Raw genomic sequence first — 20,292 nt, forward strand, 5'->3', positions numbered from 1 at the left:
CTGTCGTTAGCGGGCGTTCCAGGCGATCGGCCTGAAAATGACCCGGCACTGCATCTTACTCCCGTAACCGGGCAATCCGGGCAGGTACACCAGCGCGCCTTCGGCGACCTGGAACAAGCCATTGTCGGCCGCCGTCATCTGGTCGAACAGCACGTCCTCGCCCGGCGTCATGTTGGTCCCGCGCAGCAGGTCGCCATTGCTGATGAGCTGCACACTGTCGATCTGGATCCACGAATAATGCCGGCCGAACAAGATACCGACATTGAACTTCGATGACAGCGGCACCGACAGCGAAAAATACCCGTCATAGGTGGCGCTGGCCTCCACCTCCCTGACCGTATGCTCGCTGGCATTGGTCACCATCACTTGCAGCTTTTCGCGGCGATACGAGGCCGTGGCCGGCTGGATATCGAAGCCGCAGCGGTTCTGACCAAACATCAACACCGACAGCGACAGGTCGATTGCGCGCAACTCCCAGGGGTAATTGGTGCGCATCTGGTCCAGGTCCGCATTCATGTAGCCAAAGCCGTGCGTGCGCATTGCGCGCAAACCGGCGGCTGCGTCGAACAGCGCCATTTTCTTGTCGGTGCCCAGGTTGAAGTCGAACTGAAAGTCGGTCATGCAATCGAGTTCGGCCTGGGTCGGAAAATACAGCAGGCGGGCCAGGTCGATCACCATTGATTGCGCCAGCTCGCGTTCGTTGGGGCGTGGCTTGTGACAGGCCGGCATGTCGCGCACGTCGGCGATGAAGCGCAGGCACGCGGCTTGGATGACACCAACACGGGCTTGCTGCGCGGCCCCCACAACGCTGCCGGAAAAGACCGGGTCGCCCTCTTCGGTGTAGTCGACCGTGCTGGGCGCGCTTTGCGTGCACAGCATTTCAAAGCCGGCGATGTACATGCCCGTGAGTGCAGAGATGATGCGCGGATCCGAGCTGCCAGCATCGAACAGACCCTTGCGGTCCGTCTGGCGTGACGCCACCTTGTCGGCCAGCAGGTAGCGCCCGATCAACTCGACATTCAGGTCTTGCTTGAGGATATCTTTGAGCAGTGTCTGGGCCGTGCCGCTGTAGCCAAGGTCGACAAACATCAGGCAGTCGCCGCTTTCCACGCCGGTGGCCTTGCGCACATGTCGCACCAAGCGTTCGCGAAATTTCTGCGAGGCAGCCATGATCATCCTGAGCGTGTCGGGCTCCAGTACCAGGTTCATGAAATCTTTTTCCGGCTGGGTCGATTTGGCCACCCGCGTCAAGATGCTGTCGGCCAGTGCGCCCGGCAACAGCAATTGCCGGGTCAGTGCCTCGAACGCGGCGCGTGACAGCGACTTCGACAGTAGCGACACCACCCGTTCACGGCTGTTCAGCGAGGCGGCGATCGAGGTCAGGCGGCTGATATTGAGCGCGCTGCCGATGGGGGCGCCGGCAAGTTCCGCACACGCCCGGCCCGGCAAATAGCCGTCGCGCAGCAAGAAAGCCACCTTGAGGCGGGTACCGGCGGCGCGGATGGCTGCCGCTTCGCGCAGCACGAAATCGGCAAAGCAATACAGGATCGGACCGAGCGACGTGTAGCCGAAAGCGGCTAAGGGGTCACGCTGGTGCACGCATGCAATCTGAGCGTGATGGTAGCTTGGTATCGGAAACTGGCAACCCAGTTCAGGCATCAGCTGCACGGCGACCTGGGCCCGTGCCCTGAGAACTTCAGCGGCGCTGTCGCGCTGCTGGATGAAGTGGGTGGCGCGAATGCCGAAACGCTGCGGGCTGTGGTAGTCGGCCTCCATATTGTCGCCCAGGTGCAGGATCTGTTCAGGCTTGACCTTGAGCAGCGGCAGCAGTCGGCGCCAGATGCCGTCGGTCTTGGACAGCTTGTACACGTTGGAGCAGTAGACGGCGTCGATTAACTGTTCCAGCGGGGGCATGGCGGCAAACAGCAGCGCACGTAGCTGAGTTTGCGACAAGTACGTGTCGCTGACCACCACCACTTTCATGCCCAGTGCCTTGGCCTGCATCACCAGCTCGAACACGCCTTTGAAGGCAAAGCAGTAGTCTATTTCGCAAGCCAGCTCGGCAGCGGCGAGCGCGGCCAACTCGAGGTCGGTGGCGCCCGGTAAAGCCTGGCTGTAGATGTCGTTCAGATCGACTTCGCCGCACTGGCTATTGACCCACTTGATGCGACGCGCGGCAGTTTCCGCCTTGGCGCGCAGCGGCGCGGTCAAACCGAATTGCTGATAAACAGCGCTGTGGGCAAGGGCGAAGAACACGTCAGTCGGACTGGTCACCTTGCGCCACAGCAGGGTATCGAAACAGTCGAGCGAGAGGACTTTCACGCCATCATAGGAAGCCAGCCACGAACCGTCGAGCTCGTCTGCATGTAGTGCGTCTTGCATGTTTTCCTTCTGAAAGCCGGATCGACACCACCATATCACTTGCCCCTGCGCAGGTCTACCTACCGGGCAATTTACACTTGCATGTTCATGATTTCATGGTAAGCCGACACCAGCTTGTTGCGTACCTGGACCGTGGCCTGAAACCCAATGCTCGCCTTTTGCATCGACACCATCACGTCCGACAGGCTGACTGAATCATCGCCCATGGTGAACTTCTTGCTCATTTCGCCGGCGCCCTTTTGCGCCGCGCTCACTTCCGACAGCGAATTTTGCAAGGCGTCGGCGAAGTTGACCTTGGCGGCCGGCGTCTCGCCCACCCCGGCAAGGGGGCTGACGGCAGGTGCGGCCGGCTTGGTCGATGCCGCCTTGAGCTGGGCAATCATGGCCTCGATACGGCCGCCGTCGATAGCGCCTATGTTCATATGGTTCTCCGGTGAAGTAGCAAGGCAGGCGCGGCAACAAGCACCTGCCACGCGAGTACAATGCATGCACAAGCGAAGTCAGGCTGTCAGAATACCAGCGCGTGCGCACGGTGTCGTCACAAGCAGGGGGCAAAAGAGCGCTCTGTTTGGGCCTTTGATTGCCGGGGCGGGCCGCCATAATTGTGCCTGAGCCCCACTTTGTAGTTTGTGGGAACATTTGACGCGTAGGGCGGAACCGCCTGTCGGAAAAAAACAATCATGGCAGCAGCAACCGAAGAACTCGTCGACATCAACACCAGGGCCACGTTCTTCCAGACGGCCATGGGGCGCAACTTTGTGCTCGGCATCGGCATTGCGATCGTGCTGGCCATTATGGCCGGCGCCTGGATGTGGAGCCAGCAGCCGGAATACCGCATCCTGTTTGCCAATATCAGCGACAAGGATGGCGGCGCGATCACCGCTTCGCTCGACCAGATGGCCATTCCCTACAAGTTTTCCGAAGGCGGCGGCGCCATTCTGGTGGCGGCCGACAAGGTGCACGACGCGCGCCTGAAGCTCGCCGCGCAAGGCTTGCCCAAGGGCGGCAACGTCGGCTACGAGCTGATGGAAAACCAGAAACTGGGTGTGTCGCAGTTCCATGAACAGATCAATTACCAGCGCTCGCTGGAAGGCGAACTGGCGCGCTCGATCGAGTCGCTGGCCGCCGTCAGTTCGGCCCGCGTGCATTTGGCGCTGCCCAAACCGACCGTATTCGTGCGCGAACAGCAAAAGCCCACCGCATCGGTACTGCTGAACCTGCAGACCGGGCGCACGCTCGACCAGTCGCAAGTGTCGGCCATTGTCCACCTGGTCGCTTCCAGCGTGGCCGAACTGCCAACCTCGAACGTAACGGTCGTCGACCAGGCCGGCAACCTGCTGTCGGACACCACCAAGCAGGCCGGCGCCAAGATGCTGGACCCGAACCAGCTCAAGTACGTGGCGCAGATCCAGCAAAACATCATCCGCCAGGTGGAGTCCCTGATCACGCCGCTGGTTGGCCAGGGCAATGTGCGCGCCGAAGCGACCGCCGACATCGATTTTGCCCAGGTCGACACGGCCGCCGAAACCTTCAAGCCCAATTCGCCGCCCGAGCCGTCGTCGATCCGCAGCCAGCAAACTAGCGAGGCGGGCACCCCGGCCACGCCGGCAGTGGGTATTCCCGGCGCGCTGTCGAACCAGCCGCCGGGCGCGGCCACCGCCCCGATTGCCGGCGCCACACCCACCCCCGGCACGGCCAGCGCCGGCCCTACGCGCAAGGATTCGACCACCAATTATGAAGTCGACAAGACGGTCCGCTACGAGCAAAAGCCGATGGGCGGCATCAAGCGCTTGACCGTGGGCGTGCTGGTGAACCACCGCCGCATTATCGACGCCAAGACCGGCAAGGTCACCGTGCAGCCCTTGGCGGCGGCTGAAGTAGCCCAGATCAACGAGCTGGTCAAGGAAGCGATGGGCTACTCCAAGGAGCGCGGCGACACCCTGACCGTGACCAACGCCCCGTTCGACGGCGTCGGCAAGGCGGTCGACGCGCCCGAGGCGCTGGCCTGGTGGCGCGATCCGGATACCTGGGCGCTGGTGATGAAGGTGGCCAAGTTCGTGCTGGCCGCCGTCATCATCGCCTACCTGTTTTTCCGCATCCTGCGCCCCATGCTGCGCCCCGTGCTGCGCAAGCTCGACGAAATTTCCGACGTGCCCCCGCCGCCGCCGCGGCGCGTACTCTCGCCTGAAGAAGACGTTCAAGCCGCCCTTGCAAGCACCGAACTGGAGCACATGGAGGCAGGCCAGGCGCAGGGCTACCGCGAAAACCTGCAGATGGCAAAAAACTTGGCCAGGGAAGACCCGCGGGTCGTGGCAAACGTCGTAAAGGCATGGGTAGGCGCGAATGAATGATAACGGCATACAAAAAGCGGCCATCCTGATGCTCGCCCTGGGCGAGACCGAGGCGGCCGAAGTGATGAAGTTTCTCGGCCCGCGCGAAGTGTTGAAACTGGGCGCGGCGATGGCCACCATGAAGGCGGTGCAGCACGGCCAGGTGGTCGACGTGCTGGAAGCGTTCCGCGCCCAGACCGAGCTTAACTCGACGGTGGGTTTGGACTCGGACGAATACATCCGCCAGGTGCTGACCAAGGCACTGGGCGACGACAAGGCGGCGGTACTGCTGTCGCGCATTTTGGGCGGCAAGGACGCCTCGGGCATTGAAAGCCTGAAGTGGATGGACGCCTCGTCGGTCTCGGAGCTGATCCGCAACGAGCACCCGCAGATCATCGCCACCATCCTGGTCCACCTGGAACGCGACCAGGCCTGCGAAATCCTGGGCAATTTTACTGACCGCTTGCGCAACGACGTGGTGCTGCGCATCGCCACGCTCGACGGCGTGCAGCCGGCCGCGCTGCGCGAATTGAACGATGTGCTCACCAAGCTCTTGTCGGGCAACGAGAACATCAAGAAGTCGTCGCTGGGCGGCGTACGCGCGGCCGCCGAAATCCTCAACTTCATGAGCGGCGAGCAAGAGGGTTCGGTGATGGACAACATCAAGAACTACGACAACGACATGGCGCAAAAGATCATGGACGAGATGTTCGTATTCGATAACGTGATCGACATCGACGACCGCGGCATCCAGCTGCTGCTGCGCGAAGTGCAGTCCGAAATGCTGATCATTGCCTTGAAAGGCGCCTCGCAGGACTTGCGCGAAAAGATTTTCAAGAACATGTCCCAGCGCGCCGGTGAAATGATGCGCGAAGACCTGGAATCGAAAGGCCCGGTACGGCTGTCCGAAGTGGAAGCGCAGCAAAAGCAGATTTTGCAGATCGTGCGCCGCTTGTCGGATGAAGGGCAGATAGTACTGGGTGGAAAAGGAGAAGATTCGTTTGTCTGATACCCCAAAAGAACTGCAAAGCGCCTACCAGCGCTGGGAAATGAATTCGTTCGGCGACGAGCGGCCCAGCGTGGTGGCCAAGCGAGCGCCCCCGCCCGAGCCGCCGAATCTGGATGTAATCGCCGGCATGCAGGAGGAAGCGCGCCTGATCGGCTACGACGAAGGCCACGCGGCCGGCTACGCGGACGGCCTGGCGATCGGCCGCGCCGAGGCGGCCCAGGAACTGGAACACCTGCAGTCGATTGCCGCCACCTTCGGCACGGCGCTGGCCGAAGCCGATGAAACCATCGCCGGCGACATGCTCGAACTCGCCCTGCAGCTGGCGCGCGGCATGCTGCGCACGGCGCTCGACGTCAAGCCCGAACTGATCATCCCGCTGGTGCGCGAAGCCATTGGCTATTTGCCCATCTTGCAACAGCCCGCCATTTTGCAGCTGAACCCGGCCGACGCGGTCATCGTGCGCGGCGCCATGGGCGAGGAACTTGAAAAAGGCGGCTGGCGCGTGGCCGAAGACGACACCATCGCGCGCGGCGGCTGCAAGATCGATACCGCCAGCAACCAGATCGACGCCCAGTCCCCTGCCCGCTGGGCACGCCTGACTGCCGCGCTTGGCAAGAACAATGTGGAGTGGCTGGAGCGGTGAGCACCCTGCCCGACCGCCACATCACCCCCGATCGCCAGATCACGCCCGATCGTCAGATCACGCCCGATCGTCAGATCACGCCCGATCGTCATACCGCGCGCTGGAAGTCGTACATCCGCGACTGCACGGCGCTAGCGAGCTTTGTCGAGCCGATGCTGGTGTCCGGGCGCGTTACGCGCGTGGCCGGGCTGGTCATGGAATGCGTGGGCTTACGCCTGGCCGTTGGCAGCGCCTGCACCATTCCCATGCCCAGCGGCCAGCGGGTCGAGGCGGAAGTGGTCGGTTTCGACGGCGAGCGCCTGTTCCTGATGCCGCAGTCGGACGTTGAAGGCATCGTGCCCGGCACCCGCGTGTTTCCCATCGAGCCCTCGGTGCCCAAGCCGGGTTCGGTGGCGCACCCGCGGCGCCGGCCCAGCGACCGCGCGCGCCACCTGCCGGTGGGCTGGGGCTTGATCGGGCGCGTGCTCGACGGCGCCGGAAGGCCGCTGGACAATCTGGGTCCGCTCGACTCGAGCGAAAGCGCGCCGCTCAACGTGCGCCCCGCCAATCCACTGGACCGCGCGCCGATTGTCGACACGCTCGACGTGGGCGTGCGCGTCATCAATGCCATGCTCACGGTCGGGCGCGGCCAGCGCCTGGGCCTGTTCGCCGGTTCCGGCGTGGGCAAGTCGGTGCTGCTGGGGATGATGGCGCGCTACACCACCGCCGACGTGATCGTGGTGGGCCTGATCGGTGAGCGCGGCCGCGAGGTCAAGGAATTCATCGAACAGATTCTGGGTCCTGAAGGCTTGGCGCGCTCGGTCGTGGTGGCCGCGCCCGCCGACACCCCGCCGCTAATGCGCCTGCAAGGGGCCGCCTACACGACCACCATTGCCGAGTACTTTCGCGACCAGGGCAAGAATGTCTTGATGATCATGGATTCGCTCACCCGCTACGCGATGGCGCAGCGCGAAATTGCGCTGGCCATTGGCGAGCCGCCCGCCACCAAGGGCTATCCGCCGTCGGTGTTTGCCAAGCTGCCGGTGCTGGTGGAGCGGGCCGGCAACGGGCTTGAAGGCGGCGGCTCGATCACCGCGTTCTACACCGTGCTGACCGAGGGCGACGACCAGCAAGACCCAATCGCCGACTCGGCGCGCGCAATTCTGGATGGTCACTTTGTATTGAATCGCAAGCTTGCCGAATCGGGCCACTACCCGGCAATCGACATTGAGCAGTCGATTTCGCGCGCCATGCATGGCATTACCACCCACGCGCACCAGCTGGCCGCGCGCAAGCTCAAGCAGCTGTATTCACGCTACGAGCGCTCGCGCGACCTGATCAGCGTGGGCGCGTACGCAGCCGGCAGCGACCCGATCCTGGACCAGGCGATTGCCAAAAATGACAAGATTGAAGCGTTCCTGTGCCAGGAGATCCACGAACGGGTCGGCATGCTGGAGAGCTTGGGGCAACTTACCACCCTGTTCGACTGATGAATCCGGTCCGCCTGGGCCTATACTCGACCCATGGCAAAACAGTCTGCACTTGATACCCTGATCGAACTGGCCCAGCGCGACACCGACGAAGCGGCCAAACGGCTGGGGGTGGCGCTGAAAGCCGTGGACGAGGCCGAGCAAAAACTGACCATGCTGCTGGGGTTCCGGGACGACTACGGCATCAAGCTCGAAGCGGCGCAAATTGCCGGCATGACGCCCATGGCCTACCGCAATTTCATCGCCTTTATCGATAAGCTCGAAGTGGCCATCAATGGCCAGCGCGACGTGCTCAAGATCGCGCAAAACCGCAGCGCGAATGAAAAGACCACGTGGCAGGCGGCCGAGCGCAAGCGCTTGTCGTACCGGACCTTGAGCGAACGGGCCTCGGTCGAGGCGCTGCGCCTTGAAAACAAGCTGGACCAGAAACAGATGGACGAACACGCCGCCCGCCAGGCTTATTACAAACGTTGATTCACTACCGACTGCCCATCATGCAAAAGCCACTCCTCCCGATCCAGATCAGCGGCGCCAGCGCGGCGCCGGCCCGGGCCAAGAATGCACAGCCGGACGCGGGCGCCCAGTTCAACCAGACGCTCAACCGCGAGATCGCGCAGCGCCGTGCGCAAGCGCCCGAAGCAAACAAGCAAAACGGCCCGGCCAGGGCGCAGCAGGGCCAGCACAGCGACAAGGCCGGCGCGCCAAAGAAGGCGGCGTCCGAGCCAGCGCGCGCGACCAGTGAACGCAAGGACGACGCAGCTGCGGACACGGCCGCCGTGCCAACGATCGCGCCCGACATGGCAGCGCTGATGGCGGGCCTGAACCTGCCGGCAGCCATTGCCACCGCGCCGGGCGACTCTGCAGATAACCCGCAACTGGCGGCAAGCGCCGCGCCGCCGGGCCTGGACGCCATGTTCGCCGCAGCCAAAGCCACCGCTGGCATGGACAAGCTGATTGCGGCCGGGGCGGCCTTGCTGGAAGGCGGCGCCGTTGCGCCCGCGGCGCTGCCGGCCGACTTTGGCAACGCGATGGCAAAGCTCGACGGCGTCAAGCCGGCAGCGGCCGACAACGCCAATCCGACCGGGCCGGAAAAATCGACGCTGGCCAAAGACATTGCCGCAGCCCTCAGTCCGGCCGACACGGCGCCGGGCAAGGCTGCGCCGGACCCCGGCCAACTGGTCCAGGTGCGCGGGCGCGAAGCGGCCCTGCCCGACCAGATGCCGAAAGAACTGCCGGTCACCGCGCCGGCGGCGGCGCCGGTGCAGCAGGCATCGCTGGCGATGGCGAATGTGGTGAATGGTGTGGGCGCGGGCGCGGGCGACAGGATCGCCGCGCGCGTAGGCACGCCGGCGTGGGACAACCAGGTGGGGCAAAAGATTGTGTGGATGGTGGCGGGCAAGGAGCAAAGCGCTTCGCTCACGCTTAATCCCCCGGACATGGGGCCGATGCAGGTGGTGCTCAGCGTGACCAATGACCATGCGACGGTCACGTTCTCGTCGGCCACGCCGGAAGTGCGGCAGGCGCTGGAAGACGCCATGCCAAAATTGCGCGAGATGATGAGCGAGAGCGGGATTGCGCTGGGCAACGCGAGCGTGAATGACGGCTCGGCCCAGCAGCAACAGCAGGCGCGCGACGACGCGAGTGGGCGCATGGGGCGCGGCGGCGGGCGTCTGGAGGGTGACGCCAGCGGCAGCGCCGGGCAAGCGGAGGCCAAGGTGGCTGAGCGGCCTAAGCGGACTGGGCAATTGCCGGGGCTGGTGGATACGTTTGCATAAAGGTCGAAGGACGAGCGGCCGGGCGGGAACCGAAATATCAGCGGACCGGAAAATCAAACCTGCATCGTCGGGTCGGCCGGTTTTGATCCTGCGATTGGCAGTTTGAAATGACTGTATGCCTCAAGCCACGAGTTGACCCTTCTTATTCCCTCTTTTCAACACATCCAACTGCTCGGCTATTCGCGATAATGACATAATGAGACCACGTTCCATCCACTGCACCAACGAGGCAACTTGAAAGCGAATCCCAAAATGAAGGCTGATCCGAAGGCAGAGCCGGCAGCACCCAAATCTTCCAAAAAGAAGATGCTGGTCATCGCCATCATCGGCATCGTCGTGCTCGCCATTTCCGGCGGCGCAGCCTGGTATTTCACCCAGGGTAAATCTGACCCGGCCCACGCCGAAGTCAAGAAGCACGCCAAGCCCGAATTCGTCGTCATCGAGGCCTTCACCGTCAACCTGCAGCCGGAAAACGGCGAACAGTACCTGCAAATCCAGTTCACGCTGGAAGTAGCCGGCCTGGAACAGGTCGAGATCATCAAGACCAATATGGCGCGCGTGCGCAGCCGCGTGCTGCTGCTGCTGTCGGCCAAGAAGGCGTCCGAACTGTCTACCGTCGAAGGCAAGACCCAGTTGTCGAAGGAAATCATCGCCGTCATCAAGCAACCTTTCGCCACCGGCGCGCCGCCGCAGGAAGTGACCGACGTGCTGTTCACCTCGTTCATCATCCAGTGATCCTCCATGGCCGATAATTTTCTCTCCCAGGAAGAAGTTGATGCGCTGCTCAAAGGCGTCAACGGCGACCAGGACGACGCTGCCGCGCCGGAAGAGACGTCCGGCGTTCGCACCTACAACCTGGCCACCCAGGAACGGATCGTGCGCGGCCGCATGCCGACGCTGGAAATCATCAACGAACGTTTCGCGCGCTTGCTGCGCGTGGGCCTGTTCAACTTTCTGCGCCGCAGCGCCGAAGTGTCGGTCGGTTCGGTGCGGGTGTCCAAGTACAGCGAATTCATCCGCAACCTGGTGGTGCCCACCAACCTGAACCTGGTGCACATGAAGCCGCTGCGCGGCACCGCGCTGATGGTGTTCGATCCGGGCTTGGTGTTTCTGCTGGTGGACAACCTGTTCGGTGGCGACGGGCGCTTCCATACCCGGGTCGAGGGACGCGACTTTACCCAGACCGAGCAGCGCATCATCTTGCGCATCCTCGATATCGTGTTCGAGGCCTACACCAAGTCGTGGGAGCCGGTGTTCCCGGTCGAATTCGAATATATTCGTTCGGAGATGAATACCCAGTTCGCCAACATTGCCACGCCCAATGAAGTGGTGGTGTCGTCGACCTTTACGGTGGAGCTGGGCTCGGTCTCTGGCCAGATCCACTTTTGCATGCCGTACTCGATGATCGAACCGATCCGCGACGCGCTGACCTCGTCGCTGCAGGGCGAGGCGCTGGAAATCGACAAGCGCTGGATCCGCCTGATGACGCAGCAGATCCAGGTGGCCGAAGTCGAACTGGTGGCAACGCTGGGCCACGGGCGCGCAACCTTCGACGAAATTTTGAACATGAAAGTGGGCGACATCATTCCCTTGAACGTGGCCGAGCAGATCCAGGCTACCGTGGACGGCGTGCCCGTGATGGACTGCACCTACGGCATACTGAACGGCCAGTACGCGCTCAAAGTGGAAAAATTGATCGCCAATGCCGATATTAAATAATGACAGGAGTGCATAATGTCCGACAACCAAGATGATACGAGCATGGACGACGACTGGGGCGCGGCCATTGCCGAGCAGGCCAAGGCGGAAGCTGACGCACTGGCAAACCAACCGGCCAGCGCGGCTGTGTTCAAGGACTTTTCAAACAAGGGCACCAAGAACGAAACGCCGAACGATATCGACTTCATCCTCGACATTCCGGTGCAGCTCACGGTCGAACTGGGCCGCACCAAGATCGCCATCAAGAACTTGCTGCAGCTGGCGCAAGGTTCCGTCGTCGAACTGGACGGCATGGCCGGCGAGCCGATGGACGTGCTGGTCAACGGTTGCCTGATCGCCCAGGGCGAGGTGGTGGTCGTGAACGACAAATTCGGTATTCGCCTGACGGACATTATTACGCCGTCCGAACGGATTCGAAAACTCAACAAATGATGGTGAAGGCAGTTCCGGCACTGATGTTGGCCACCGTGCTGGCGTGCGCCTCCGCGGCGGCGCGCCAGACGCCAATGCCAGAGGCCGCCGCCCCCGCAGCAGCCCCGGTCCAGGCTGCGTCTGTTCCTGCGTCTGTTCCCGCGTCCGTTCCTGCTACTGCTCCCACGCCGCGCGCGCAGTCGCCCCGTCCGCTGCCCCAACCGGCCGCGCCAATGGCGGCGGCATCGGCCGGCAGCCTGCTGCAAACCGTGTTCGGCCTGGCCGTCGTGCTGGCCACGCTTGCCCTGTTCGCCTGGGCCATGAAGCGCTACGGTCCGCGCCCGGGCGCGGGCGCAGCGGGCCTGCGCATCGTCGGCGCCCTGAACCTGGGCGGACGCGAGCGCATCATCGTGGTGGAAGTGGGCGACCAGTGGATCGTGGTGGGCGCCTCGCCCGGACGCGTGAACGCGCTGGCGACCATGCCCAAACAGCAGCTTGACGTGGCCCCGGCCACGCTGCACCCGGCCACGCTGCACCCCGATGCGCCATCGGCCAGCAGCTTTGCCGAGTGGCTCAAACAAACGATCGAAAAACGCAATGCAAAATAAGCTGCTTTCCGCTTCCCGTACGGCCTTGACGTTTGCCGCGCTGGCGCTGCCGCTGCTGGCCGCCGCCGCGCCGGGGATCCCCGCCTTTACCAGCGCCCCGGCGCCCGGCGGCGGCACCGCCTATTCGCTGCCGGTGCAAACGCTGCTGTTGATGACGGCGCTGTCGTTCCTGCCGGCCGCGCTGCTGATGATGACCAGTTTTACACGCATCATCATCGTCCTGTCGCTGCTGCGCCAGGCGCTGGGCGCGCAATCGTCCCCGCCCAACCAGGTGCTGGTGGGCCTCGCGCTGTTTTTGACGCTGTTCATCATGGGGCCGGTGTTCGACAAGATTTACGTGGACGCCTACGTGCCGCTGCAGGAAAACAAGATCCAGATGGGCGAAGCGATGGACAAGGGCGTGCAGCCGCTCAAGGACTTCATGATCCGCCAGACGCGCCAGGGCGACCTGGCGCTGTTCGTCAAGATGTCGCGCTCGCCGGCGCTGCAAGGGCCCGAAGACATTGCGCTGCGCGTACTGATTCCCGCCTTTGTCACCAGCGAACTGAAAACCGCGTTCCAGATCGGCTTTGCCATCTTTATTCCATTCCTGATCATCGACATGGTCGTGGCCAGCGTGCTGATGGCAATGGGGATGATGATGATGTCGCCGGCCGTCATCTCGCTGCCCTTCAAGCTGATGCTGTTCGTGCTGGTCGACGGCTGGCAACTGATCCTCGGTTCGCTCTCGCAAAGCTTTTACTAGCAAGGGCGCACAATGACTCCAGAATCCGTCATGACGATCGGGCGCAACGCCATGGAAGTGACGCTGATGGTGGCCGCGCCCATGCTGCTGGTGGCGCTCATCATCGGTCTGATCGTCAGCATCTTCCAGGCCGCCACCCAGATCAACGAAGCGACGCTGTCGTTCATCCCCAAGCTGGTCGGCATTTTTGTGGCGCTGATCGTGGCCGGTCCCTGGATGCTGGCGGTGCTGCTCGACTACATGCGCCAGGTGTTTACCGGCATCCCCGGCCTGATCGGCTAGGCGCCTGGCCGCCACCCCATGCTGACACTGACCAGTATCGAGATGAACACCTGGATCGTGGCGCTGCTGTGGCCCTTGACGCGCATCCTGGGCCTGGTCACTGCCGCTCCCCTGTTTGGCAACAACAGCTTTCCCGTCTCGTCCAAGGTGGGGCTGGGCGTGCTGCTGGCCCTGATCATCGCGCCTACGGTCCCTGCCCTGCCGGCGGCCGATCCGCTGTCGATGGCCGGCGTGTTAATCCTGTTGCAGGAGCTGCTGATCGGGGTGGCGATGGGCTTTGCGATGCGCATCGTATTCGCCGCCGTGGAGATGGCCGGCGAAGTGGCGTCCATGACCATGGGTCTCGGTTTTGCCACCGTGTTCGATCCGCAGTCGCGCGGCCGCTCGTCGGCGGTCAGCCAGTTTGTGGCGCTGATCGCGACCATGGCTTTTTTGGCCGTCAACGGTCACCTGGTGCTGCTTGAGGTGCTGGCCGAAAGCTTTGTCAGCCTGCCCATTTCCGCCACGCCGATTTCGGGAACGCTGTCTTTGCAAGTGGTGAAATGGGGCAGCGTTATTTTTTCGACGGGGCTGCAATTGTCGCTGCCGATCGTGGCCGCGCTGCTGGTGACGACGGTGGCGCTGGGAATCCTGACGCGCGCCGCGCCGCAGTTAAATATTTTCGGTATCGGCTTTCCGATCACGCTGGGTGTCGGCCTTTTTTTGCTGAGCCAGACCTTGCCGTATTTGAGCGGACCGCTGCAAACGCTGTTCAATCAGGGGATGGAGGCCAGCCGCGGGATCGCGCGCGGGGCGGCTGACCGAAAGGCACCGCTGGTGCCGGTGCTTGCTCCGCCAAAGGCGCCGCCCAGGTAAAAGTTCAGCTGAGCTGCATGGCGACTGGCGCCGCTGGCGCCAGTCGCGGATGAAGAAATTCCCGCCCGGTTTAACCGATGTAATTAAACAGCGACAGCCCCGTCAGCGATTTGAACGACTTTTGCGCCGCTTCCAGCGTCTGCTGCTGCTGCGAGTATGAAGTAATGGCCGCTACCATGTCCAGGTCCTGCAGGTTCGACAAGGTCGATGCGTACTGGATGCCCAGGTCTTCGCCGGCGCTGTCGAGCGTGTCGAGTTCCTTCTGGCGCGAGCCGACCGCCGAACGCACCGTGAGCACCGAATCGAGCGCCGAAGTCAATCCTTCGGAAGCCTTGTTCAAACCGTTTTTCAGCGCGGCCAGCTGCGCCGGCGTGGAAGCGGGCGCGCGCAGGGTGGCGATCATGTCGGTCATGGTCTTGAACACCGACTGCTTGGCGCTCGGATCAATGTTGACCTTGTCGCCAGCGGCCGGGTTGCCCGCCACCGTGAACGACAAGCCCTCAAAGGCGATCTGCTGGCTCGGCTGGAATGGCTGCGGGCCGGACAGGCTGGGCGGCGGCAAGCCGGTTTTTTTGTCGAGCACGCTGTAAGTGGTGGCTGCCGGCGTGCCGGACACGGCAAAGCTGATTTCGTACTGGTGGCCGGTCAGCTTGCTCGCATCGGCCACCGCGCCCGTGGAGACGACCCCGGTGCCCGTATTGCCCGCCGGCGCGCTCAGCACAAACGTGCCGTTGCCGGTGCGGTTGCTTTCAAACACGGTGGTGCCCGAGTCGCCCGTCGGCACCTGGCGCGACGTGGACGCCTGCAACTGGCGCTGACCCTGGTCACCCAGGTACTGCGCGCCGGCGCCCGTCTTGGCAAATGGCGCGGTGTCGCTCTTGAAGCCGCCAAACAGGTAGTCGCCCGCGCTATCGGTCGAATTGGCCAGGCCAAACAAGTCTTCCAGATGGCCTTCGAGTTCCACCGCAAGCGAGGCGCGGTCGGCCGCCGACAGCACGCCATTGCTCGCTTTGACGGCGATATCCTGCACATCGTGAATCAAGTTGGTGGCGCTGGTCAGCGTCAGTTCTTCTTCCGTCAGCGCGGCGCGCGCATTCTGGCGGTTGATGGCGTACTGGGCGTTGACCGATTGCGACTGCGTCACTTCCAGCGCGCGTGCCGACGCGATCGGGTCGTCCGAGGGCGTGAGAATGCGGCGGTTGGCGGCGATCTGCTGCTGGGTGCGGGCCAGGCTGCTTTGCAGCGTGTTAAGCTGGCTGGTGCCGGATTCGTAAATGGTGCTCGAAGCGATGCGCATGATGTGCTTTCCGTAATGAGTTTAGCGACCGAGCGAGAGCAAGGTGTCGAACAGCGTGCTGGCCATCGCCATGACCTTGCCGGCGGCCTGGTAGGCTTGCTGGTACTTGAGCAGATTGGCCGCTTCTTCGTCCAGGTTCACGCCGGACACGCTTTGCTGCGCATTGTGCGCCTGGCGCAGCAGCGAGTCGCTGGCCTTGGCGTTCACTTCCACTTCGCGCGTCTTGTTGCCGATGAAGCTGGTCATTTCCGCATACGCCCCCTGGAAGCTGGTCTTGCCGCCCTCCATGGTGTTTTTGGTTTGCAGGTTGCCCAGCGCGCGCATGTTGCGGTTGTCGCCCGCGCCGCCCAGGTTCTTGGAAACGGTAAAGGTATCGGCGTCGCCCGGCGTGCCGCTCATGCCGATGTTAACGCCCCCAAAGTTGTAGCTGGCGCCGTCCTGATAGGGAACGGCCGCCGTGCCGGCCGGGTAGACGGTAGTCACGCCGCCCATGGTTTTTGTCACTGCCTGGCCGGGAGGAAAGCCACTCAGGGTGCCGCTGGCGGAACTGTACTTGAGCGTGACCGGCGCCGTCAGCGCGTTGCCCGGCGTTAGGTAGGCGGCGTCGACGCTGCCTTCGCTGATGCGCCCGCTGCCAGTGTTGGTGGTCGGCATGGCGGTGTTGATCGGCGCGCCTGCGGCAATTTTTGAGCGGTCAGCCAAGGCCACGCCAAAACCGGCGGCGCCGTTGATGGTCGGGCGCACCAGGAAATTGTCGCCGCTGCCGGAGGCGCCATTGATCGAAAACTCGATGCCGTCGATGCTCTGGGCGCCGGTCTGCGGATACGGGCTGATCACGGTCTGCTGGCTGTCGGACAGGCGCGTGACGACATACTTGGCGCCGTCATAGGCGACCTTGTAGTCGCTCTGCGTGAGCTTGGACGGGTCGCTGATGACGGCCTTGACAGCGGCGGTGCTGTTCAGGGAATTGTCGCGGCTGGCCGTCACCGACGGCTTGGCCTCGGTGAAAAAGTCGGCGCCCGGCTTGCCTTCGGCGTCCACGCCCAGGTGGTGCTGGTCATTAAAGGTGGCGGCAATGCTGATCGCGATGCGGCCGAGCGAATTTTGCGCGCGGTCGAGCGCGGTGTTGCGAAAGTCCATCAACCCGCCCAGCTCGCCGCCTTTAAGCGCGCTGTCGCCCAGCGGAACCACCTTGCCGCCGGCCACGTAGCCGACCTCGACCCGGGTCGGATCGGTGGGCGACGCCATGGCGGCCAGGTCGTACGATTTTTTCCCCACCACCAGCGGCTGGCCGTTGCCAATCGATACCGTGATGCTGTTGTTCGAGCCGGCCACGACGGTCGCCTTGATCTGCTTGTTCAAGTCCAGCACCAGCTGGTCGCGCTGGTCCATCAGGTCGTTCGGCCTGCCCCCGCCGGCGGAGGCGCCGCCGATCTGTTCGTTGAGCGCGGCAATCTGGTCGGCATAGGCGTTAATCATCGTCACGTTCGACGTGATTTGCGTATTGACCCCTTCGCGAAGCTCGCTCAGGCGGCCATTCAAGCCCTGAAAGCGCGCCGCCAGCGAATCGGCGCCCGACAGCAGCGCCTGGCGCGACGCGGTCGAGGCGGGATTGGAGGCGACATCCTGCACGCCCTTGAAAAAACCCTGCAGCGACGGCGACAGGCCGGAAGCCGGGTCGGCCATCACGTTGTCGATCTGGGCAATCTGGGTGTAGTACGCGTCGAGCGACGCCTTGGAGGTGGTCGCGGTGCGCACCTGGGCATTGAGGAATTCGTCGGAGTAACGCTTGATGTCGGTGACCTGGGTGCCGCTACCGATGAAGCCCGAACCAATGTTCTGGCCCGGTCCGGCGCCCTGCATGACGACCTGGCGGCTATATCCCACTACATTGGCGTTGGAGATATTGTGGCCCGTGGTCGACAGTCCCGCTTGCGCCGCGAACAGTCCGCTTTTGCCAATGTTGAGTATATTTCCGGCCATGATAGGGTTTCTTTCTTTTGTATATCACTGTCTACGGCAGAATCCCCGGAAACTTGACTTTCACTGCGGAAACGTTACTCAACCATCATGCCAGGTTGTGCTTGATGATGCGGCTCAGCTTGGCGGCGTACTGGGGATCGGTCGCGTAACCGGCTTGCTGCAGCCCCTGCGCGAAGCCGGCCGCATCCTTGGCGTTGGCCAGCACCTTTTCGTAACGCGGGTTGTTGGTAATCAATTTAGCATAATCCTTGAAACTGTCGGCGTACGAATCGTAGGCGCGAAATTTCTCGACCCGGGTCTGCGGCACGCCGTTGACATATTCGGTGGTGACGGCGGTGGCAACCTTGCCTTTCCAGCCAGGACCAGCCTTGATGCCGAACAGGTTGTTGGCGCTGCTGCCGTCCTGGTGTCGGATTTCGCGCTTGCCCCAGCCGGTTTCCAGCGCTGCCTGGCTGAGCATGAACTTGGCCGGGATGCCGGTGCTGCGTTCGGCCTCTTGCGCATGGACGGCCAGCTTTTCCTGGAACGCGCGCACGTGCGGCGCCTGGATGCGCCCGCTGGCAGCGTGGGTGACGCCGGTCGGCGCGCTGGCCGCGGCCGGGACGGCCAGCGCGGCCGGTGCGCTCATCATCGCTTCAAGCGTCGGCGTCGGCGAGCGCCCGGTCGGCTCGCCGCCGATGGCGAGCGCCTGCGTGCCGGCAGCCTGCGACGACAACTGGCGGATCAGCATGTCGGCCAGGCCCACGCCGCGCTTAGCCATGTTTTGGCTCATCTGCTGGTCCAGCATGCCGGTAAACATCTTGGTCTGTTCGCTGCCGGTCAATTCGTCCTGCGGGGTGGCTTCGCGCATGCTTTTCATCATCATGTTGATGAACATGGCTTCAAACTGGGTGGCCGCGCCTTTCAGCGCTTCCGGGGAACCGGCCTTGGCCGACTGCTTCAAGTCGCCCATGCCCTTGGTATCGAGGGCAAACTTGCTGCTCAAGTCAATGGATGGGACGCTCATGGTGGTTCCTTAAATGATTTCGAGGTCGGCGCGCAGCGAGCCGGCAGCCTTCAAGGCTTGCAGGATCGACAGCAAGTCTTGCGGCGAAGCGCCGATCGCATTCATCGCCTTGACCACTTCGGCGAGCGAGGCGCCGCCCTTGACCAGCAGCACCTTGCCCGGATCTTTTTTAATTTCAACCGACGCGTTTTGGGTAGGCGCCGTCTGCCCGGCTCCCAGCGGGCCGGGCTGGCTGACCTGGTTGTCGGCGCCGATCGTGATCGACAGGTTGCCGTGCGAAATGGCGCACGTTTCCAGCGTGACGGACTGGTTCATCACCACCGAACCGGTGCGCGCGTTCATGATCACCTTGGCAGCCTGGCGCGCGGGATTGACTTCCAGCGACTCCAAAATGCCCAGGAAGGCCACGCGCTGGTCGGACGACGAGGGCGATAGCACGCGGATCACGCGCCCGTCGAGCGCGGTGGCAATGCCGGGACCGAAATGGTTGTTGATCGCTTCGACCACGCGGCTGACGGTGGAAAAATCGGTGGTATTCATTTCCAGGCGAATTTGGTTGTTTTCACCCAGGCTGGAGGCGACGGCGCGCTCGACCGTGGCGCCGCCCGAAATCTTGCCCACGCTCAGGTGGTTGACTTGCACTTGCGAGCCGGCCGCAGCCGCCCCCACGCCGCCCACCAGCACATTGCCTTGCGCCATGGCGTAGACCTGGTTGTCGGCCCCTTGCAGTGGCGTCATGATCAGCGTTCCGCCGCGCAAGCTCTTGGCGTTGCCGATCGACGAGACCGTGATGTCGATGGTCTGGCCCGGCTGGGCGAACGCGGGCAGCGAGGCGGTGACCATGACGGCGGCCACGTTCTTGAGCTGCAGCGTGGTGCCCGGCGGCAGGTTGACGCCCTTCGCTTGCAGCATCGAGACGATCGACTGCACGGTAAACGGCGTTTGCGTGGTCTGGTCGCCACTGCCGTCCAGGCCGACCACGATGCCGTAGCCGGACAACTGGTTCTGGCGCACGCCGGCGATGGTGGTCAAGTCCTTGAGGCGTTCAGCGCGCACCAGTTGCGGCGCGAGCGTGGCAAGGCAGATGGCGGCCAGGGTCAGCCAGTGAAAAGTACGGCGCATGGGGAGTCCGATCAGAACGGTACGAGCGACTGGAAGAAACGCGACACCATGGCCGTCAGTTCAGCGCGGTCGATCTGGCTGTTGGTGCGGTACTCGACGCGCGCGTCGGCTACCTGGGTCGACGAGACGGTATTGCCCACGCCAATATTGTCCGGACTGATCATCCCTGAAAAGCGGATGAATTCCACGCCCTTGTTCATGGCGATCTGCTTTTCGCCCGAGACGATCAGGTTACCGTTGGAAAGCACTTCGGTGACCGTCACGCCCATGGTGCCGGTAAAGGTGTTGCTGGCGCTCTGGTTGTCGGCATCTGAAAACTTGGTGGCAGCTTCGGTCGCCACCGACGCGCCGAACACGCCGCGGGCCGGCACCGGCACCACAAAACTGGCCGAACCGGACTTGTTGCCCGAGCTGGCGCCGGCTTTCACGGCGGCGGTCTTTTCGATGATGTTAATGGTCAGCATGTCGCCGATATGGCGCGCGCGGCGGTCTTCGAACAGCGGGCGGTACTGCGAGCTCTGGTAGATGGCGCCATTGCTAGCTACCACGGGTTCGGTGTACATCGGGCGCGCGCTGGTGGGACGGTCGACAATGGTGCCAGGAGTGGCGGAGCAGCCGGCCAGCGCCAGCAGGGACAGAATCAGCAGGGTTTTCAT

General features: G+C 63.2%; 20 protein-coding genes. 13 read left to right on the top strand and 7 right to left on the bottom strand.

Features of this window, described 5'->3' with window-relative positions:
- Positions 1 to 6: 6 nt before the first annotated feature.
- Positions 7 to 2,382 (bottom strand): HAD family hydrolase, encoded by a 2,376-nt coding sequence (locus ACP7BV_RS14155; protein WP_426104648.1) that lies wholly within the window; start codon positions 2,380 to 2,382, stop codon positions 7 to 9.
- A 71-nt stretch (positions 2,383 to 2,453) separates the two neighbouring features.
- Complete coding sequence (gene fliE, locus ACP7BV_RS14160; protein WP_426104650.1) at positions 2,454 to 2,804, bottom strand: flagellar hook-basal body complex protein FliE; 351 nt, start codon at positions 2,802 to 2,804, stop codon at positions 2,454 to 2,456.
- 258 nt (positions 2,805 to 3,062) lie between these two features.
- Between fliE and fliF the strand changes: the two genes are divergently transcribed.
- From fliF to fliR, 13 genes are all read left to right on the top strand, one after another.
- Complete coding sequence (fliF, locus tag ACP7BV_RS14165; protein ID WP_426104652.1) at positions 3,063 to 4,733, top strand: flagellar basal-body MS-ring/collar protein FliF; 1,671 nt, start codon at positions 3,063 to 3,065, stop codon at positions 4,731 to 4,733.
- Positions 4,726 to 5,721, top strand: coding sequence for a flagellar motor switch protein FliG (gene fliG / locus ACP7BV_RS14170; protein WP_426104654.1), 996 nt, complete (start codon positions 4,726 to 4,728; stop codon positions 5,719 to 5,721). Before fliF ends, fliG begins: the two co-directional genes overlap by 8 nt.
- A 40-nt stretch (positions 5,722 to 5,761) precedes the next feature.
- On the top strand, positions 5,762 to 6,364 hold the full coding sequence (locus ACP7BV_RS14175) for a flagellar assembly protein FliH (RefSeq protein ID WP_426104762.1): 603 nt from the start codon (positions 5,762 to 5,764) through the stop codon (positions 6,362 to 6,364).
- A 152-nt stretch (positions 6,365 to 6,516) separates the two neighbouring features.
- Positions 6,517 to 7,833 carry a flagellar protein export ATPase FliI gene (gene fliI / locus ACP7BV_RS14180; protein ID WP_426104764.1) on the top strand — a complete coding sequence of 439 codons (1,317 nt, stop codon included), beginning with the start codon at positions 6,517 to 6,519 and terminating at the stop codon, positions 7,831 to 7,833.
- Between the two features lie 33 nt (positions 7,834 to 7,866).
- A complete protein-coding gene (fliJ, locus tag ACP7BV_RS14185) occupies positions 7,867 to 8,307 on the top strand; it encodes a flagellar export protein FliJ (RefSeq protein ID WP_426104656.1) in 441 nt (146 codons plus the stop codon).
- A gap of 20 nt (positions 8,308 to 8,327) precedes the next feature.
- Positions 8,328 to 9,608, top strand: coding sequence for a flagellar hook-length control protein FliK (locus ACP7BV_RS14190; protein ID WP_426104658.1), 1,281 nt, complete (start codon positions 8,328 to 8,330; stop codon positions 9,606 to 9,608).
- 234 nt (positions 9,609 to 9,842) lie between these two features.
- On the top strand, positions 9,843 to 10,343 hold the full coding sequence (gene fliL / locus ACP7BV_RS14195; protein WP_426104660.1) for a flagellar basal body-associated protein FliL: 501 nt from the start codon (positions 9,843 to 9,845) through the stop codon (positions 10,341 to 10,343).
- Between the two features lie 6 nt (positions 10,344 to 10,349).
- Positions 10,350 to 11,327, top strand: a complete 978-nt coding sequence (gene fliM, locus ACP7BV_RS14200) for a flagellar motor switch protein FliM (RefSeq protein ID WP_426104662.1) — start codon at positions 10,350 to 10,352, stop codon at positions 11,325 to 11,327.
- Between the two features lie 15 nt (positions 11,328 to 11,342).
- Positions 11,343 to 11,759, top strand: a complete 417-nt coding sequence (gene fliN / locus ACP7BV_RS14205; protein ID WP_426104663.1) for a flagellar motor switch protein FliN — start codon at positions 11,343 to 11,345, stop codon at positions 11,757 to 11,759.
- Positions 11,756 to 12,346, top strand: a complete 591-nt coding sequence (gene fliO / locus ACP7BV_RS14210; protein ID WP_426104664.1) for a flagellar biosynthetic protein FliO — start codon at positions 11,756 to 11,758, stop codon at positions 12,344 to 12,346. Before fliN ends, fliO begins: the two co-directional genes overlap by 4 nt.
- Positions 12,336 to 13,091 (top strand): flagellar type III secretion system pore protein FliP, encoded by a 756-nt coding sequence (gene fliP / locus ACP7BV_RS14215; RefSeq protein ID WP_426104665.1) that lies wholly within the window; start codon positions 12,336 to 12,338, stop codon positions 13,089 to 13,091. Before fliO ends, fliP begins: the two co-directional genes overlap by 11 nt.
- 12 nt (positions 13,092 to 13,103) lie before the next feature.
- Positions 13,104 to 13,373 carry a flagellar biosynthesis protein FliQ gene (fliQ, locus tag ACP7BV_RS14220; protein WP_426104667.1) on the top strand — a complete coding sequence of 90 codons (270 nt, stop codon included), beginning with the start codon at positions 13,104 to 13,106 and terminating at the stop codon, positions 13,371 to 13,373.
- A gap of 18 nt (positions 13,374 to 13,391) precedes the next feature.
- Entirely contained in the window at positions 13,392 to 14,228 is an 837-nt protein-coding gene (gene fliR / locus ACP7BV_RS14225; RefSeq protein ID WP_426104668.1) for a flagellar biosynthetic protein FliR, read from the top strand.
- A gap of 70 nt (positions 14,229 to 14,298) precedes the next feature.
- On the opposite strand, the gene flgL is transcribed toward fliR, so the two are convergent.
- The 5 genes from flgL to ACP7BV_RS14250 form a co-directional block, all read right to left on the bottom strand.
- Positions 14,299 to 15,525 (bottom strand): flagellar hook-associated protein FlgL, encoded by a 1,227-nt coding sequence (gene flgL / locus ACP7BV_RS14230; protein WP_426104669.1) that lies wholly within the window; start codon positions 15,523 to 15,525, stop codon positions 14,299 to 14,301.
- Between the two features lie 21 nt (positions 15,526 to 15,546).
- Positions 15,547 to 17,508, bottom strand: a complete 1,962-nt coding sequence (gene flgK / locus ACP7BV_RS14235; protein ID WP_426104671.1) for a flagellar hook-associated protein FlgK — start codon at positions 17,506 to 17,508, stop codon at positions 15,547 to 15,549.
- 85 nt (positions 17,509 to 17,593) lie between these two features.
- Positions 17,594 to 18,514: a flagellar assembly peptidoglycan hydrolase FlgJ gene (flgJ, locus tag ACP7BV_RS14240; RefSeq protein WP_426104672.1), complete on the bottom strand. Its 921-nt coding sequence runs from the start codon at positions 18,512 to 18,514 to the stop codon at positions 17,594 to 17,596.
- Between the two features lie 9 nt (positions 18,515 to 18,523).
- On the bottom strand, positions 18,524 to 19,636 hold the full coding sequence (locus ACP7BV_RS14245) for a flagellar basal body P-ring protein FlgI (RefSeq protein ID WP_426104673.1): 1,113 nt from the start codon (positions 19,634 to 19,636) through the stop codon (positions 18,524 to 18,526).
- An 11-nt stretch (positions 19,637 to 19,647) separates the two neighbouring features.
- Positions 19,648 to 20,292 (bottom strand): flagellar basal body L-ring protein FlgH, encoded by a 645-nt coding sequence (locus ACP7BV_RS14250; protein WP_426104675.1) that lies wholly within the window; start codon positions 20,290 to 20,292, stop codon positions 19,648 to 19,650.

Source organism: Massilia sp. TSP1-1-2 (assembly GCF_049896185.1).
GTDB lineage: Bacteria > Pseudomonadota > Gammaproteobacteria > Burkholderiales > Burkholderiaceae_D > Telluria_A.

Bases quoted from the DNA above. Each gene is read 5' to 3' on its own strand.
- fliP (WP_426104665.1), top strand. From the start codon at position 12,336: ATGCAAAATAAGCTGCTTTCCGCTTCCCGTACGGCCTTGACGTTTGCC.
- fliE (WP_426104650.1), bottom strand. From the start codon at position 2,804: ATGAACATAGGCGCTATCGACGGCGGCCGTATCGAGGCCATGATTGCC.
- fliJ (WP_426104656.1), top strand. From the start codon at position 7,867: ATGGCAAAACAGTCTGCACTTGATACCCTGATCGAACTGGCCCAGCGC.
- ACP7BV_RS14155 (WP_426104648.1), bottom strand. From the start codon at position 2,382: ATGCAAGACGCACTACATGCAGACGAGCTCGACGGTTCGTGGCTGGCT.
- flgJ (WP_426104672.1), bottom strand. From the start codon at position 18,514: ATGAGCGTCCCATCCATTGACTTGAGCAGCAAGTTTGCCCTCGATACC.
- fliO (WP_426104664.1), top strand. From the start codon at position 11,756: ATGATGGTGAAGGCAGTTCCGGCACTGATGTTGGCCACCGTGCTGGCG.
- fliR (WP_426104668.1), top strand. From the start codon at position 13,392: ATGCTGACACTGACCAGTATCGAGATGAACACCTGGATCGTGGCGCTG.
- fliG (WP_426104654.1), top strand. From the start codon at position 4,726: ATGAATGATAACGGCATACAAAAAGCGGCCATCCTGATGCTCGCCCTG.
- fliI (WP_426104764.1), top strand. From the start codon at position 6,517: ATGCTGGTGTCCGGGCGCGTTACGCGCGTGGCCGGGCTGGTCATGGAA.
- fliQ (WP_426104667.1), top strand. From the start codon at position 13,104: ATGACTCCAGAATCCGTCATGACGATCGGGCGCAACGCCATGGAAGTG.
- flgL (WP_426104669.1), bottom strand. From the start codon at position 15,525: ATGCGCATCGCTTCGAGCACCATTTACGAATCCGGCACCAGCCAGCTT.
- ACP7BV_RS14250 (WP_426104675.1), bottom strand. From the start codon at position 20,292: ATGAAAACCCTGCTGATTCTGTCCCTGCTGGCGCTGGCCGGCTGCTCC.
- flgK (WP_426104671.1), bottom strand. From the start codon at position 17,508: ATGGCCGGAAATATACTCAACATTGGCAAAAGCGGACTGTTCGCGGCG.
- ACP7BV_RS14190 (WP_426104658.1), top strand. From the start codon at position 8,328: ATGCAAAAGCCACTCCTCCCGATCCAGATCAGCGGCGCCAGCGCGGCG.
- fliF (WP_426104652.1), top strand. From the start codon at position 3,063: ATGGCAGCAGCAACCGAAGAACTCGTCGACATCAACACCAGGGCCACG.
- ACP7BV_RS14175 (WP_426104762.1), top strand. From the start codon at position 5,762: ATGAATTCGTTCGGCGACGAGCGGCCCAGCGTGGTGGCCAAGCGAGCG.
- fliM (WP_426104662.1), top strand. From the start codon at position 10,350: ATGGCCGATAATTTTCTCTCCCAGGAAGAAGTTGATGCGCTGCTCAAA.
- ACP7BV_RS14245 (WP_426104673.1), bottom strand. From the start codon at position 19,636: ATGCGCCGTACTTTTCACTGGCTGACCCTGGCCGCCATCTGCCTTGCC.
- fliN (WP_426104663.1), top strand. From the start codon at position 11,343: ATGTCCGACAACCAAGATGATACGAGCATGGACGACGACTGGGGCGCG.